10 protein-coding genes are annotated in these 15,384 nt (G+C 36.3%); 6 read left to right on the top strand and 4 right to left on the bottom strand.

The genetic code is table 11. The features are described 5' to 3' along the window. Positions 1-36: 36 nt before the first annotated feature. Positions 37-2,040, bottom strand: a complete 2,004-nt coding sequence (locus tag A9G11_RS04960) for an OPT family oligopeptide transporter (RefSeq protein WP_065618406.1) — start codon at positions 2,038-2,040, stop codon at positions 37-39. A 161-nt stretch (positions 2,041-2,201) separates the two neighbouring features. Between A9G11_RS04960 and mazG the strand changes: the two genes are divergently transcribed. From mazG to A9G11_RS04945, 3 genes are read left to right on the top strand one after another with little or no spacing between them, the layout of a single operon-like run. Further along, on the top strand, positions 2,202-3,005 hold the full coding sequence (gene mazG / locus A9G11_RS04955) for a nucleoside triphosphate pyrophosphohydrolase (protein WP_065618405.1): 804 nt from the start codon (positions 2,202-2,204) through the stop codon (positions 3,003-3,005). After that, the gene (locus tag A9G11_RS04950; protein ID WP_065618404.1) at positions 2,998-3,438 is read left to right on the top strand and encodes a hypothetical protein; all 441 of its coding nucleotides are present in this window, start codon (positions 2,998-3,000) and stop codon (positions 3,436-3,438) included. Before mazG ends, A9G11_RS04950 begins: the two co-directional genes overlap by 8 nt. Before the next feature lie 43 nt (positions 3,439-3,481). Beyond that, on the top strand, positions 3,482-4,174 hold the full coding sequence (locus tag A9G11_RS04945) for a glutathione S-transferase family protein (RefSeq protein ID WP_065618403.1): 693 nt from the start codon (positions 3,482-3,484) through the stop codon (positions 4,172-4,174). 71 nt (positions 4,175-4,245) lie between these two features. Here the strand turns inward: A9G11_RS04945 and A9G11_RS04940 are convergent, their stop codons facing one another. Both A9G11_RS04940 and gltB read right to left on the bottom strand, forming a co-directional pair. Further along, the gene (locus A9G11_RS04940; RefSeq protein WP_065618402.1) at positions 4,246-5,658 is read right to left on the bottom strand and encodes an FAD-dependent oxidoreductase; all 1,413 of its coding nucleotides are present in this window, start codon (positions 5,656-5,658) and stop codon (positions 4,246-4,248) included. Positions 5,659-5,671: 13 nt separating this feature from the next. After that, positions 5,672-10,129 carry a glutamate synthase large subunit gene (gltB, locus tag A9G11_RS04935; protein ID WP_065618401.1) on the bottom strand — a complete coding sequence of 1,486 codons (4,458 nt, stop codon included), beginning with the start codon at positions 10,127-10,129 and terminating at the stop codon, positions 5,672-5,674. Between the two features lie 334 nt (positions 10,130-10,463). Between gltB and A9G11_RS04930 the strand changes: the two genes are divergently transcribed. Then, complete coding sequence (locus tag A9G11_RS04930; RefSeq protein WP_065618400.1) at positions 10,464-10,913, top strand: DUF2846 domain-containing protein; 450 nt, start codon at positions 10,464-10,466, stop codon at positions 10,911-10,913. 169 nt (positions 10,914-11,082) lie between these two features. Then, positions 11,083-12,270, top strand: a complete 1,188-nt coding sequence (locus A9G11_RS04925; protein WP_442902969.1) for an NAD(P)/FAD-dependent oxidoreductase — start codon at positions 11,083-11,085, stop codon at positions 12,268-12,270. Between the two features lie 17 nt (positions 12,271-12,287). Here the strand turns inward: A9G11_RS04925 and A9G11_RS04920 are convergent, their stop codons facing one another. Further along, the gene (locus A9G11_RS04920) at positions 12,288-13,724 is read right to left on the bottom strand and encodes a sigma-54 interaction domain-containing protein (protein WP_065618398.1); all 1,437 of its coding nucleotides are present in this window, start codon (positions 13,722-13,724) and stop codon (positions 12,288-12,290) included. A gap of 260 nt (positions 13,725-13,984) precedes the next feature. Here A9G11_RS04920 and lysA point away from each other — a divergent pair, with 260 nt between their 5' ends. Further along, the gene (gene lysA / locus A9G11_RS04915; RefSeq protein ID WP_065618397.1) at positions 13,985-15,382 is read left to right on the top strand and encodes a diaminopimelate decarboxylase; all 1,398 of its coding nucleotides are present in this window, start codon (positions 13,985-13,987) and stop codon (positions 15,380-15,382) included. The last annotated feature ends 2 nt before the right edge of the window (positions 15,383-15,384 follow it).

The following is a 15,384-nucleotide window of genomic DNA, read 5'->3' as shown; positions in this document are numbered from 1 at the left end:
ATTGGTAAAGGGATTTAACTTATTAATTGATTAATTTTACTTCTTAATTGCAGTTAAAGCTCTGCGAATAAATAACAAGCAAATTATTACAAAAACAGATAGACCTAGATATTGTGGTAACATACCTAAATCAGCGGATATTGCAAGAGGAGCATCACTGCCACCACTGGTAATACTAATGACAATTATTACTGCTAAAATAACGCCGACTAGGCTTTCACCTACAATTAAACCTGAGGCAATTAAAGCCGCTTTACGATCCACTTTTTTGTATTCTACTTCTGGGTTCATATTTTGTTTTTTCGCGTTTGAATACGAATAACGTTTTATAATCCATGATAGCAATGAACCTATAAAGATAGGCATGGTAATACTTGGTGGCAAGTAAATACCTAAACCTACAGCCAAAGCAGGTAAACGGAATTTACAATGTGCTTTTGTCAACATGAGGTCAATCATGATAATAATCGCACCTAAAACCAGCCCAATTAAAATCATTGTCCAATCTAACTGATGCGCAAAAATACCTTTAGTAATGGTCGTCATTAATGTGGCTTGAGGTGCAGCTAATACTTGTGATTGATCCATATCAGGACGAGGTAAGGCACCAGTAAAGCCATATGCGTTATATAGGATCTCTAAAATAGGGGCAATAACAATTGCTCCGACCACACAACCAATCAATAATGCAACTTGCTGTTTCCATGGGGTTGCGTGTACTAAGTAACCAGTTTTAAGATCTTGCAAGTTATCATTTGAAATACAGGCAACAGCTAATACCGTACTGGTGGTAAAAAGTGCTAGTGCTGTTGCAAAATTGCTTCCTTCAATCGACGATAACATGCCGTTAGTTTCACCAAGACCAACCAAGATAAGTGAAATCACAATCACGGCTACAATAGCAATTCCTGATATAGGGCTTGCTGATGAGCCAACTAAGCCCGCCATATATCCGCAAGCAGCTGCCACTAAAAAGCCCATTATGAAGGCAAATAAAACGGAACAAAAAACTAAAGTCCAAGCAACTCCAGCTGATAAACCACTATCAGAGATAAAGGAATAGAAAGTAACTAATAAAATAATTAGCATACCACCCATAATTAAGAAAATTGATTTAGGTGGTAAATCACGTTCTGTTGGTTCAATATCATTATTTGATACATTAGAACGTAAGGTTTTAAATGATGTTTTTAATCCTTCTATTACTGGTTTAATTAAAGTAAATAGTGTCCAAATAGCAGCGATAGCTATTGTCCCTGCACCAATAAAGCGAATATCTTTTGCCCAAAAGCCCATTGCTACTTTAGCTAAAGGTAAGCTAGTATCATAATCGCTTATTGCGCTAAGAATTGGAATGCCAAATCCCCAAGCAATAATCGTTCCAATCAATACAGCGATACCAGAGATAATACCAATCAAATAGCCAGCACTAAGTAAAGCTAATGAAAAACCTACAGGCAGTTGAAATATTGACTTTCCACCAGTAAACCAATAGGCAGTACTATCAGATAAAACGCGAAACCCATTAGTAAAAAGACTGACTAGAGATGCAATAACACCACCAAATAAAATGTCTTTTAGTCCTTCATTTGAGTCATTATTATCTGTTTTTGAGCCAGCTTTTAATATTTCAGCTGCAGCGACACCTTCAGGATAAGGTAAGTTACTTTTGACTACCATTACATGGCGCAAAGGAATTGAAAATAACACTCCAAGCATTCCGCCGGCTGCACATACGGCAAAAGTTAACCAAAATGGGAAATTTTGCCAGTAGCCGATCATTAATAGTCCCGGTAGAACAAAAATGATAGAAGATAAGGTACCTGCTGCAGAAGCTTGAGTTTGTACCATATTATTTTCTAAAATTGTTGATCCAGAGAATAGTCTTAAAATCGCCATTGAAATTACAGCGGCTGGAATAGCTGAAGAAAAAGTTAATCCTACTTTTAAACCAAGATAGACATTTGATGCAGTAAAAATTATGGTTATAAATGCACCAAGTATCGTACCACGTAATGTCAGTTCACGTAAATTATTCATATTATTTAATGAGGTTAATAATCCAAATAGCCATTATATACCTAATTAGCTTTTAAGTGTTAGGTGTTACGATTATTATGATTTGTTGAATAACATAATTTCTCGGTATTTCGCAAAACTGAGTATAATAATGTTTATTATCTAACCTAGAGAGACGCATTGTGAACGCACTACAACGCTTACAAGCTATTGTTAAACAGCTCCGCGATCCGATACATGGCTGTGAATGGGATCGTATACAAACTATTGAATCACTTAAGCCTTATACATTAGAAGAGACTTATGAAGTGTTAGATGCGATTGATAAGCAAGATAATGATGAGCTTAAAAAAGAACTGGGTGATCTGTTATTTCAAATTGTTTTTTATGCAGATATAACTAATGATCAAGGTCTTTTTAATTTCGATGACATATGCCAAGCTGTTGCAGATAAGTTAGTCAGCCGTCATCCTCATATATTTACGGAAAGTTGCACTAAAAAACCTAATTGGGAACAGCTTAAACAAAAAGAGCGTGATGAGCGCGAACAATACTCCATACTCGATGATATCCCCAATGCCATACCTGCCTTGATGAAAGCTGAAAAAATACAAAAACGTTGTGTGGCTGCTGGTTTTGATTGGTATGAATTAGAGCCTGTTTTAGATAAAGTAAAAGAAGAGCTTAGCGAAGTAGAGCAGGAAATTAATCAAACAGTGCAAAAGCAACATAAAATCGAAGAAGAACTCGGCGATCTGTTTTTTGCTACGGTTAATTTAGCAAGGCACTTAAAAGTTAAGTCTGAACTCTGTTTACAAAAAGCAAATCAAAAGTTTATCCGTCGCTTTAAGAAGGTTGAATGCCTGTTAAAAGAAAAAGGTTGCACTTTAATGGATGCAACACTTGAAGAAATGGAAGATGCGTGGCAAAGTGTTAAACAACTCGAACAGATTAAATCAAATAGCGAAGTAAATAAAAATGACTGAACCGAAAAATGAACTGTATCAAGAAATAGAAGCCTGGGCGCAAAATGCTATTTTACACAGCCCAACCTGGAGTATTAATCAGCTTGATTATTCTGAAAAAAGTATAACTGTTGTTGAAATGATTGTTAGCGAGTTAGCCGAAAAAAACTTTAGTCTTCCTGAAGAACAACTCAATATGATCGCCCAAGAGTATGGTTGTTATCTATTACTTACTGCACATAAAATATATGGTGGTGAGTTTTATTGGAATGAAGAGTTTCAACAACCTATGTTAATTTGCTGTGAACCTGATGCGATGATTGTGTTGATGACCTGGAACAAAGTGAAAGGGCGTTTGCTCGGCGATAAAGCGGATCATATTGCCTATTTCTTAGATGAATTTGGCAAATCCACTTTCCAACCGGAAAAAGGTACTCATGTGGTGTATTTATAATAAACCAATGAGAGTAATACGTGTTGGTTAATGGAGAGCAAACATGAATTATACACTTTATATTGGTAACAAAAATTACTCAACTTGGTCAATGCGACCTTGGATTGTGATGAAGTATTTTGATATTCCTTTTAACGAAAAGCTAGTTAAGTTTGATAGCTTTGATGCAGGCTCTTTGTTTAAAACAACGCTATCTTCAATTTCAAAGTATGGAACTGTACCGATTTTAATGGATGATGATTTTGTGATCACTGATTCTTTAGCTATTTGCGAATACTTAGCTGAAAAACATCCTGATTTAGCTTTATGGCCTACTGATATTAAACGCAGAGCAATGGCACGAAGTTTAGTTGCTAAAATGCATTCAGGTTTTCCAGCTATCAGAAATTATTTGCCAATGAATATTGAAGCTGAGTTTCCTGAAGTAGGGCAAATAATATTACGCGATCATTCTGAAGTAAAAAATGAAATCATGTTATTAGATGATCTATTATCCTCGTTGTTGATCTCGAACACATCAAATCAAAACTATTTGTTTGGTGATTTTAGCATAGCAGACGGATTTTATGCGCCTATGTGTCTAAGATTGAAAAACTATCATATAAAGACAAGCTCAATTTTAGCTGATTATATTGATACCATTTGTCATACAAAAGGGATTAAAGATTGGATAAGTGAAGCATTGAAAGAACAATATTTTGTTGTTATGGATGAACCTTATCGTTTACACAGATAAATATTGATATAAAAAATCGCCCCACTTGAGGTTAGATGGGGCGAGTGTTCAGATTTAATCTAATTTGTGAATTATACTTCTAAATAATCTAAAATCCCTTCAGCTGCTTTACGACCTTCACTAATTGCTGTAACTACTAAATCAGAGCCTCGTACTGCATCGCCTCCGGCAAAGATTTTAGGGTTTGTGGTTTGGAAACCATTAATTTCTGGTGCAATGATTCGACCTCGCTGATCAAAATCAACCCCTTGTTCTGCTAACCAAGGCATTGCGTGAGGTTTAAAACCAAACGCCATTATCACCGCATCGGCCGGTAACACAAACTCAGAACCTTCAATCACTACTGGAGATCGCCGACCTTTAGCATCAGGTTCACCAAGCTCTGTTCGTACCATTTTTACTCCAGTGACTTGTCCATTGCTGTTAATTTCGATGCTAAGGGGTTGTACATTAAATTGGAATTGTACCCCTTCCTCTTTGGCATTTTTGACTTCACGTTTTGAACCTGGCATGTTAGCTTCGTCACGACGATAAGCACAAGTAACCTCAGTAGCACCTTGTCGAATAGAAGTACGAACACAGTCCATGGCGGTATCGCCACCACCTAACACTACAACACGTTTATTTTTCATGTCAATGTAAGGTGCATCTTGGGTTTGTTCATGTTTCATAATATGTTTGGTATTGGCAATTAAAAATGGTAAGGCGTCGTATACTCCATTAGCATTTTCATTTTCAAGACCTGCTCGCATAGATTGATAAGTACCTGTGCCGACAAAAATAGCATCAAATTCATTGATTAATTCAGCTAATTGTACTGTTTTACCAATCTCTGTATTAAGGTGAAACTCTACACCCATTTCAGTAAATATATGTCGACGATTAATTAAGACTTCTTTATCTAATTTGAATGCTGGTATACCGAAAGTTAATAGTCCACCAATTTCAGGATGGCGATCATATACAACTGGTGTAATTCCATTACGAACTAATACATCAGCGCATGCAAGACCAGCTGGACCTGCCCCAATAATAGCCACTTTTAAACCGGTTTTTTCAACATTTAATAAATTAGGTTTCCAGCCCATTTTAAATGCCTCATCGGTAATATAGCGTTCAATATTGCCAATGGTAACTGCGCCAAATTCAGCATTTAAAGTACAAGATCCTTCACAAAGGCGATCTTGTGGACAAACACGACCACATACTTCTGGTAAGCTATTGGTTTGGTGGGATAATTCAACGGCTTCTAAAATTTTACCTTCATTAACTAATTTCAGCCAATTAGGAATATAGTTGTGAACCGGACATCGCCATTCACAATAAGGATTACCACAGGCAAGACAACGATCGGCTTGTGCTTGGGATTGTGATGCTGAAAATCCTTCATAAATTTCAACAAATTCTATTCTTCGAATGTTTAACGATTTTTTAGGCGGATCAACACGTTGTAAATCGATAAACTGATAAACATTTTGACTCATTTTCGTGTTCTCCTTACTGTGCTTGAACGCGTAGTTCGGCTGTTGAGCGGCTACGGTGACCTAATAATGCTTTTACATCACTTGATTTAGGTTTGACTAAAACAAACTTTTTAGCAAAATCTTGCCAGTTAGCCAAAATTTCTTCAGCGCGTGATGAGTGCGTAAGTTGAGCATGCTCCATAATTAAACCACGTAAATGTTCTTCGTGAATTGAGTGATCGGCAACATTTAATATTTCAACTAACTCTTTATTAATACGTTTATGGAAATCACTATCTTCATCTAATATATACGCAAATCCACCTGTCATGCCGGCACCGAAGTTCACCCCAGTTTTGCCTAATACGCAAATAATTCCGCCTGTCATATATTCGCAACCATTATCGCCAATACCTTCAACAACGCTAATTGCACCAGAGTTTCGTACAGCAAAACGTTCACCTGCTCGACCTGCCATAAATAATTTCCCACCAGTTGCACCATATAAACAGGTATTTCCTGCAATAGTTGCTTGGTGGCTTAGGAAAGCAGATCCCAAAGGTGGTCGAATAACTATTCGTCCGCCGGCCATACCTTTACCAACATAATCATTGGCATCGCCGGTTAGTGTTAAATCAACACCACTGGCATTCCAAACGCCAAAACTTTGTCCAGCAGTGCCGTTAAAGTTGAGTGAGATTGGATCTGAAGCCAAACCTTGATCACCATATTTTTTAGCAATATAGCCAGATAAGCTAGTGCCAACGGAACGATCGGTATTTTGAATATCAAAGTAAAAACTCTTACTTTGACGATTATCAACACACTCTTGTGTTTGGGTTATAATTTCTTTGTTAAGCACACCTTTATCAAACGGTTTATTATCTTCAATGCAGTAAACAGGTTTGCCTTCAACTGGTGTAGCCGTTTCCAGTAATCCTGATAAATTCAATTTTTGTTGTTTAGCGGTAATTCCGTCTAACTCTAACAATAAATCAGTACGACCGATTAAATCGACAATCCGACTTACACCAAGTTCAGCCATTATTTCACGAGTATTACGAGCTATAAAGCGGAAGTAGTTCATCGCTTTTTCTGGTAAGCCATGATAATGCTCACTACGCAATTTATCATCTTGGGTTGCAACACCGGTTGCACAGTTATTTAAGTGACAAATACGTAGGTATTTGCAACCTAGCGCGACCATTGGACCGGTTCCAAAACCAAAACTCTCTGCTCCTAAAATGGCTGCTTTGACAATATCAGTACCGGTTTTTAAACCACCATCGACTTGTAAGCGAATTTTATGGCGTAATCCATTGGCTACTAATGATTGCTGTGTTTCAACTAATCCAAGTTCCCAAGGTGAACCAGCGTATTTTACCGAAGTTAATGGACTTGCGCCTGTGCCGCCGTCATAACCAGAAATAGTGATAAGATCTGCATAAGCTTTGGCAACACCTGTTGCAATGGTACCGACTCCCGGCTCAGAAACTAATTTTACCGAGATCATCGCTTTTTGATTAATCTGTTTAAGATCGAAAATAAGTTGTGCTAAATCCTCTATTGAGTAGATATCATGGTGAGGTGGTGGCGAAATTAATGTCACGCCAGGTACTGAATAACGTAGTTTAGCTATATATGGTGTGACTTTGTCTCCCGGTAGTTGACCACCTTCACCTGGTTTTGCACCTTGAGCAACTTTGATTTGAATCACATCAGCACTCATTAAATATCCAGGAGTAACACCAAAACGTCCGGAAGCAACTTGTTTAATACGCGATACCTTTATGGTGTTATAACGAGCAGGATCTTCACCGCCTTCACCAGAGTTGGAAAAGCCGCCTAATGTGTTCATTGCTTCGGCAAGAGATTCATGTGCTTCTGGACTAAGCGCACCGATTGACATTGCTGCTGAGTCAAAGCGTTTGAATAGTGATTCTTCACTTTCAACTTGCTCCAATGGAATGGCGACATTTTCAGGTGGATTTAATTTTAATAAATCGCGTAATGTTGCAATCGGTCGATTGTTTACAATATCGGCATAACATTTATAGTCGTCATAACTTCCATTATTAACAGCTTTTTGTAGTGATTGTACAACATCTGGATTATAAGCATGATATTCACCACCATGGACGAATTTTAGTAATCCACCTTGCTCTAATGGTTTTCGACGTAGCCAAGCTCTTTTAGATAAATTAAATTGGTCTTGGGCAAAATCTTCAAAATTAGCACCATTAATGCGACTTGAGACCCCTTTAAAACAAAGCTCAATGACTTCATTATGAATACCCACTGCTTCAAACAGTTTTGAACAACGGTAAGAGGCTATCGTTGAAATGCCCATTTTTGATATAATTTTATATAAGCCTTTATTGATACCGTTACGATAATTGAGGATCGCTTCGCGGTAAGACTTTTTAATCGTACCATTATCCACCAGCTGCGCTATGGTTTCATAAGCTAAATAAGGATAAATTGCCGTTGCACCAAAACCGATAAGTACCGCAAATTGATGAGGATCGCGGCAACTACCTGTTTCGACAATAATATTGGCATCACAGCGTAAGTTCTTCTCAACTAATCGTTGTTGTACGGCTCCAAGTGCCATTGGTGCAGGAATAGGTAATCGATCGGCCGCGATATTTTTATCTGACAAGATAATTAATACGGTACCATTACGTACTTTGGTTTCAGCATCACCACATAACTGTTCAATGGCATCACGTAAACTACCGTCGATATCATAGGTGATATCAAGTGTTTCTGACTTGTAGTAACGTGATTCTAGTGCTGTTAGTTGTTGTAAATCTGAATAAACGAGTACAGGGTATTTAAAGGAAACACGATGCGCTTGTCCTTCCGCTTCGGCAAATACGTTCATTTCACGCCCAATGCTAGTAGAAAGCGACATCACATGTGCTTCACGTAGTGGATCAATAGGAGGGTTAGTTACCTGAGCAAATTTTTGCCGGAAGTAATCATAAATCAGGCGCGGTCGACTAGATAATACTGCGAATGGTGTATCATCGCCCATTGATCCGGTTGCTTCTTGACCATTTTCACCTAAAACACGAATGCATTGATCTAGCTCCTCAAAGCTATAACCAAACTGTTTTTGATAGGTGGCTAATGTGGCATCGTTGAAATCGCGAGAACCAATATTATCATCGGGTAAACTTTCAAACGGAACTAATTGTTTGACGTTTTTGGTCATCCATTCTTTATAAGGATGACGTTTTTGTAAGTCGTTATCAGTTTCGCTAGACTGTAAAATACGTCCTTCTTCAGTGTCAATAACCAGTAACTCACCAGGACCTACACGTCCTTTAGAAACTACTTCATCGGGTTGGTAATCCCAAATACCGATTTCAGATGCACAAGTGATAAGTTTATCGGTTGTTATCACATAGCGAGCAGGTCGTAATCCATTACGGTCTAAATTACATGCGGCATAACGTCCATCTGATAGAACAATCCCAGCAGGCCCATCCCATGGTTCCATATGCATTGAATTAAAATCAAAAAAGGCACGTAGATCTTCGTTCATATCAGGATTATTTTGCCATGCAGGCGGAACCAGTAAACGCATAGCTCGTACAATGTCCATACCACCAACGAGGAATAGTTCGAGCATATTATCTAATGAGCTAGAGTCAGATCCAGTCACATTGACAAAAGGCGCAGCATCTTGTAAATCAGGTATGAGTGGAGTTTTAAATTTATATGAACGCGCTTTTGCCCATTGACGATTACCTTCAATGGTATTGATTTCACCATTATGGGCTAAATGACGAAATGGTTGAGCAAGAGGCCAACGCGGTACAGTATTGGTTGAAAAACGTTGATGAAATAAACATATGGCAGTTTCCATGCGTAGATCAGCTAAATCCAAGTAAAATCTAGGTAAATCTTTAGGCATACACAACCCTTTGTAAATATTTACCTGATTAGAAAAACTGCAAACATAAAATGTATCGTCTTGTACTCGCTTTTCAATACGTCGACGTACCATATATAAACGTCGTTCTAAATCAATCTTAGTCCAGCCAGCAGGAGCATTAACAAATACTTGTTCTATTTTAGGTAGTGATGATAAGGCTATTTCACCAAGGACACTTTTATCAATTGGTACTTCTCGCCAACCTAAAATAGATAACGTTTCTTCTGCTAGTTCTTCTTCGACAATATCACGGCTAGCTTGTGCTTCTTTTTCATCTTGACTTAAAAATAGCATACCAACGGCATAGTTGGTTGCTAAACGCCATCCTGCATCTTGTGCGATGAGTCTAAAAAATCGATCTGGTTTTTGTAATAATAGTCCACAGCCATCGCCAGTTTTGCCATCAGACAAAATTGCTCCACGGTGTTGCATTCTCGCTAACCCATGAATTGCAGTTCGCACCACTTTATGACTTGGTTGCCCTTCGATATGTGCAATTAAACCAAATCCGCAGTTATCTTTTTCATGATGCTGGTTATATAACATAGCATTGCCTCTAATTAATCGTTTTTTATAATTTGAGAAGGTATAGGGTTTTATCCTATATAGGCAGAGAAATTAAAGAAAAATAGTATTTTGGTCAAATAAATATTACTTATAAGTCAATCTTTTCATAACTTTTACTAAAGTTATTAATGAAACTAATGAGCCAAAATTGTTTTTATCTTAGTTGAATTTCGTAATCATCTGATTTAAAGTTATACAGATTATTAATATTCAATGCTATTAATGATAATTATGTTTGTTTTTTTAGTAAGATAAATTTTATTCATATCGAAAAATTGAAATTGACCATGATTAAAAAGGAATTATTTATATTATGAAATTTTTTAAAATACTAATTTTATTAGGTGCAAGTTTATTATTTATTGGGTGTTCTGCCAAAGTAGATTTAGCTGATCCTAAATTAGACAGTGAAGCGAAAGAATTTGCTTTGCCTGATAATAACTCTGCAGGAATTTATATTTTTAGAGACAGTTTTGTTGGTAAAGCTCTTAAGAAAGCTATTTTTCTTGATGGCGTACGTTTAGGTGAAACAGCGGATAAAACCTATTTTTATAAAGTTGTTCCATCAGGTTCCCATCTTATTGAGACAGAGTCTGAGTTTAGTAATAATAGTATGAACATTTTGACCAGTGGTGGAAAAAATTATTTTATTAGACAATTTATAAAAATGGGTGTGTTTGTAGGTGGGGCTGACCTTGAACAGGTTGATGAAAGTGTCGGCAAAAAAAGCATAATGAAAAGTAAGTTAATCAAAACAGAATAGTTGTACTTTATCTTTTTAATGTATACAGTTATGCGAGAAATTTAAATAATAAACAGCTTAATTCCGCAGGTAGTAGCTAGTGGGATTAAGCTTTTTTGTTCAAATATAAGTTTTACATAATTATCTTTATTCCTGCTATAATTTTACCTATCTATTAATATAATTAATCATTATGCAAACTAAAATCACTATTATTGGTGCCGGTGCGGCAGGGCTTTTTTGTGCTGGGTTACTTGGGCAAAAAGGTTATGATGTTACAGTCGTTGATAATGGTAAAAAAACCGGACGAAAAATTTTAATGTCCGGTGGTGGTAAATGTAATTTTACTAATCTTAATATTGAGTCGGTAAATTATTTATCTCAAAATCCACATTTTTGTAAATCTGCCTTAAAGCGTTTTACGCAGTGGGATTTTATTCAATTAGTCAATCAATATCATATTGCTTATCATGAAAAAGATCATGGTCAATTATTTTGTGATAATTCAGCACAAGATATTGTTGATATGTTAGTTAACGAGTGTCAAAAAGGTTCTGTTAAATTTAAGCTGCAAACTCAAGTTGAAAATATCGAGTCCTATAATCAACAATTCAAATTACATACTTCTCAAGGTGTTATTGAGAGTGATAAGGTTATCGTGGCAACCGGTGGTTTATCTATGCCTGCACTCGGTATGACGTCAATTGGTTATAAAATAGCTGAAAAATTTGCTATACCTGTTGTACCAGTAAAAGCGGGTTTGGTTCCGTTTACTTTACATAAGCCATTGTTAGATGTTTTATCGACTTTATCTGGAATAGCAATCCCTGTTGAAGTTTCTAACACAAAAATGAGTTTTAAAGAAAATCTACTGTTTACTCATCGTGGACTTTCCGGGCCTGCAATTTTACAAATTTCTAGTTATTGGCAAGCTGGTGAACCAATTATTATTAATTTGTTGCCGGATTGGTCATTTGCAGTTCAGTTTCAACCGTTACTTGAAAACAATCGAAAACAGACGCTTAAAAATTGTTTAGGACAAATTTTACCTAAACGGCTTGTTGATGTGTTAATTCAACTTAACATTATCCCTGATCTACCTGTAAAACAACTTAATAGTAAGCAACAACAAGCACTTTATCAGGCTTTATCTCAATGGTGTATTACTCCTAATGGTACAGAGGGGTATCGTACTGCTGAAGTGACATTAGGTGGCGTGAGTACAGATGCCTTATCATCAAAAACGATGCAAGCAAAAACACAACCCAACCTCTATTTTATTGGTGAGGTTGTAGATGTGTCTGGGTGGTTAGGTGGTTACAATTTTCAATGGGCCTGGAGCAGTGCTTTTGCTTGTGCTGAGGCTATTGATTTATAATTTCTAACATTATTTTGCTAGCTATCAAGCACACCTAACTGAATATTGTATTTTTTTACTTTATATTGCAAAGTTGTACGAGAAATATTCAATAATTTAGCGGCGATAATGATTTTACCATTAGCTTGATTTAAAGCATTAACAATAAGTTGTCGCTCATAACTTTCAACTTGTTCTGTTAAACTATTATTTTCGCCACTATAATTTATTACCGCTTTTTCAGGTTTACTATTAACTTCATTTTGTGGATAAGGAGTATTGATATCAAATAACTCATCATCGAGCGTAATGTGTTGTAATTCACCCGGTTCATTTTGCAGTACCATACTTCTGACAATGGCATTTTCTAACATACGCACATTACCCGGCCAAGGTGCGGATATTAATTGTTGCAGTGCATGTTCACTAATTCCGCTAATGACTACATTTACATCATTTTTATGTTTATCAATAAAATACCTTGCTAATACAGGTATGTCTTCAGTTCTTTCCCGTAATGCAGGTAACTTGATCAAACCGACATTTAAACGATAAAACAGATCGCTGCGCAATTTACCACTATTTAATAGATCCGCAGGCGATTCATTCATGGCTGCAACAATACGGACATCAGAGTGTTTTTCTTTATTGCCACCTAATTGCCAATAGGTTTTTTCTTGTAAAAATCGTAGTAATTTACTTTGCATATCCAGTGGCATTGCGTTGAGTTCATCAAGAAATAAAGTACCACCATTGGCTAATTCTAAATACCCTTGACGATTTTCAGCGCCGGTAAACGCACCTTTAACGGTACCAAATAAAGTACTTTCAATTAATGTCGTAGGTAAAGCGCCACAATTTAGAGAAATAAATGCCTTATCACGACGATGACTGGTTTGATGAATTAAGCGAGCAAATAACTCTTTTCCCGTACCGGTTTCGCCAACAATTAACACAGGCACATCATTCGCGCCTAAAATATTGGTCTGATCGATAACTTCTTGCATTTTTTTAGATGCAAAGATAATTTCTGGTAGAGGTTGTTCGGTATTTTGGTATAACTTACTATTTAGATTAAATACTTGATCTTGAAGTTGTCGAACGGTAGATAAATCGCGTCCAATTTCGACTGCACCAACGATCTCTTGTTTGTTGTTATAAAGAGGTACAGTAGTATGTAGATAATCGACTAATTTACCCACATGATTATAATAAGATTGATAAGTATCTTGATACTCTTTCCCCTGTAGCAAAGATTGCAACATAGTACTATCTTCTTTTTTCAAATTAGGATAAACTTTGAGCAGTGGTTTGCCTATTGCTTGTTCTTTAGGAAAACCGTCAAGATCTGCGCTTTCCTGATTATAATAAATATATTTACCTTCTTTATCGATAATGGCCATTGGCTGATGTATTAAGTCAAAGAAATGTTTAAAAATTTCCAATGCTTGTAATAACTCAGGATCAATTATCATGATATTGGTACCTTTTGAAATTCGAATTATTTACTCAATGTAGTTTGATTTTTGTATTTAAATATCTTTCAACCATCACTAACAAGAACGACAAATTTCCGTCATAAAAACAAAATTTATACTTAATGACTAATATTGTTTTTGTAATTATTTTGTTAACTAATTGATTATTAGTGTTTTATAAGTTGGCATGCTGATTGCATTGTAAGTGAGAAACCTTTTTACATATCTTTTTAATGTACTAATTAACTGGAGGTCATATGTCCGACACAATTATGTCAAATTATAACAAATTACGCACAGATCTTGTAACAAAAGATCGCCGTTTCAGTGCTGACAACGGTAAATTATGTTTTGATGGCGTTAATTTGGAAGAGTTAGCAAAAAAATATCCAACTCCTTTTTATGTTTTCTCTGAAAAAGAAATTGACCGTAATGTTCAAGAAATAAAAGAGGCTTTTAAAGCACATCCAAATACTAAGATTTTCTATGCTTCAAAAACTTGTTCAGTTATGGGTGTATTAAAAGCAATCAAAGATACAGGTATCTACGCAGAAGCAAACTCAATGTTTGAAGTACGCAAATGTTTAGAAATTGGTTTTAGTGGTAGTCAAATCGTTTTCAACGGCGTCGTTAAAAAACCAGTTGATTTAGAATTTGCAATCCAAAATGATCTTTACATTATTAACGTAGATAGCTTATATGAGCTTGATATTATTGATGAAATTTCGACCCGCTTGAAAAAAGTTGCTAATGTTTGTGTTCGTGTTGAACCGAATGTGCCATCAGCAACTCATGCTGAGTTAGTTACTGCATATCATGCCAAATCTGGTATTGATTTAGAACAAGCGGAAGAGACTTGCCGCCGTATTCTTAAAATGCCTTATGTGCATTTACGTGGCTTGCACATGCATGTTGGGGATCAGGTTCCTGAATCAGAACCTTTTGCCAAAGCAACCAAAGTATTAGTTGATGAATCACGTCGTTTAGAAGAAGTATTAGGTATTAAATTTGATTTAATCAACGTAGGTGGCGGTATCCCAGTTCCATATAAATATGATGAAGAAAATGGTGATCCATTACAAGATAACATGTATGCAGGTATTACCGCGCAAGACTTCGCAGATGCAGTAATCCGTGAAGTACATAAATGGCGAACTGATGTTGAAATCTGTATTGAACCAGGTCGAAAAGTAACAGGTTCAGCTGGCGTTTTAGTTACTGAAGTTGCTTGTGAAAAACGTAAAACTAATTACGATTTAGACGGAAACGTTGAAGAGCATGTTGAATGGAAATTTGTTGATGCAGGTTACAGCGTATTATCTGATAGTCAACATTTTGATTGGTTCTTCTATGTCTACAATGCTTCTAAAATTAATGAAGCTCATGATGAATACATCAAATTAGCTGGGCCTTTATGTGATGGTGGTGACTATTACCATGTAGGTGTTAAAGGTGAAGAGTTCTTAATGCCAAAAGATACGCAAATTGGTGATATTGTTGCTTTCCTAGATGCAGGTGCTTATACCATTGAAAGTCAAACAGTGTATAACAATCGTCCAAGAACATCTGTAGTTATGATAGATAAAGATGGTAAAGATCGATTGATTCGCCGTGAAGATACTTACGAAGATATGGTTGGATACGACCTGTATTAATC

The organism is Gilliamella sp. wkB108 (assembly GCF_001690195.1).
GTDB lineage: Bacteria > Pseudomonadota > Gammaproteobacteria > Enterobacterales > Orbaceae > Gilliamella > Gilliamella apicola_L.
The sequence above is the reverse complement of the archived record's forward strand: the minus strand, read 5'-3'. Positions and strand labels throughout refer to the sequence as shown.

Excerpts from the sequence above, each read along its gene's own strand:
- A9G11_RS04960 (WP_065618406.1), bottom strand. The coding sequence starts at position 2,040 with ATGAATAATTTACGTGAACTGACATTACGTGGTACGATACTTGGTGCA.
- A9G11_RS04950 (WP_065618404.1), top strand. The coding sequence starts at position 2,998 with ATGACTGAACCGAAAAATGAACTGTATCAAGAAATAGAAGCCTGGGCG.
- A9G11_RS04945 (WP_065618403.1), top strand. The coding sequence starts at position 3,482 with ATGAATTATACACTTTATATTGGTAACAAAAATTACTCAACTTGGTCA.
- A9G11_RS04940 (WP_065618402.1), bottom strand. The coding sequence starts at position 5,658 with ATGAGTCAAAATGTTTATCAGTTTATCGATTTACAACGTGTTGATCCG.
- gltB (WP_065618401.1), bottom strand. The coding sequence starts at position 10,129 with ATGTTATATAACCAGCATCATGAAAAAGATAACTGCGGATTTGGTTTA.
- A9G11_RS04930 (WP_065618400.1), top strand. The coding sequence starts at position 10,464 with ATGAAATTTTTTAAAATACTAATTTTATTAGGTGCAAGTTTATTATTT.
- A9G11_RS04920 (WP_065618398.1), bottom strand. The coding sequence starts at position 13,724 with ATGATAATTGATCCTGAGTTATTACAAGCATTGGAAATTTTTAAACAT.
- lysA (WP_065618397.1), top strand. The coding sequence starts at position 13,985 with ATGTCCGACACAATTATGTCAAATTATAACAAATTACGCACAGATCTT.